Here is a 1,244-nt window from a genome sequence, read left to right on the forward strand (position 1 = left end):
ACCAATCATTAGGTCTTAGAACCTGCGTATAAAAATAAATTGTTTCTATAAGTAGAATAGCCCCTTCTGTACTTTTTTTCAAGGAGGAATGTTGAAAATGGAAGATGTACTTCGTTCTTGTTGTGCTGGATTAGACATCCATCAAAAAGTGATTGTTGCTTGTATTATTCGTTCTGCTGAAGGGAAAAAACGCCCAGAAAAATTCTTTAGCAGTTTTGACACAACCACTCGTGGTCTTTTTGACTTATCGGATTGGTTGACTTCTTACGAAGTCACACATATAAGCATGGAAAGTACCGGTGTTTATTGGAAATGTGTGTGGCGAATTTTACAAAATCATTTTGAGTTGCAGTTGGCGAATCCTCGCCACATCAAAAATATTCCAGGGAAAAAAACGGATATGAAAGATGCAGAGTGGATTGCTCGACTTACCCGATTAGGAGTTGTTCCTACAAGTTTTGTGCCACCAGAACCCATTCAAGAACTAAGGGATTTAACCCGTTACCGCAAGCATTTAGTAGAAGATTTGAATCGGGAAAAAAACCGTGGGCATATGGTATTACAGAATGCTGGAATTAAATTAACTTCAGTGATTAAAGATATCTATGGAAAATCTGGTAGAGGGTTACTCTATGCTTTAATTAAAAATGAACAAATCACAGAAACACTCATCCTCAAATGTGTGTATACAACATTACGCAGAAAAGTTCCTCAATTGCTCGAATCTTTAGAAGGATTTATGACGCCTCATTATCGTAAAATGTTATCTCTTCATCTCACTCAGATTGAGTGCTTAGAAAAACAATTAGTAGAAGTCGAAGAAACCATAAATGACTCTCTCGTTCCTTATGAAGAATACGTAGAACGTTTAGAGGAAATTCCGGGAATCAATCGAAGAACGGCGGCAGTTGTACTCGCAGAAGTAGGAATAGATATGTCTGTTTTCCCCTCAGCTGGACATCTTGCTTCATGGGCAGGAGCGAGTCCAGGAAATAATCAAAGTGCTGGAAAGACACGAAGTAAACGTGTAGGAAAAGGCAATTCCTATCTAAAAAAAGTTTTGGCACAAGGGGCACTGGCGGTTTCCCAAGGGAAACCTAATCGAATCCAAGCATTTTTCTTTCGGGTAAGAAGAAATGCTGGACACAAAAAATCGGTTGTTGCGACCGTTCATTTATTAGTACGTATTATTTATCGGATGTTTTCCGATCAGTCCCGTTATAATGAACTTGGAGGAAGTTATT

1 protein-coding gene is annotated in these 1,244 nt (G+C 38.5%); it reads left to right on the forward strand.

What is annotated here, in order from left to right; genetic code table 11:
• Window positions 1–97: 97 nt before the first annotated feature.
• A partial coding sequence (locus tag BCR25_RS14115; RefSeq protein ID WP_069664239.1) for an IS110 family RNA-guided transposase occupies window positions 98–1,244 on the forward strand: 1,147 nt, incomplete at its 3' end.

It is taken from the genome of Enterococcus termitis (genome assembly GCF_001730305.1).
GTDB classification, from domain to species: domain Bacteria; phylum Bacillota; class Bacilli; order Lactobacillales; family Enterococcaceae; genus Enterococcus_L; species Enterococcus_L termitis.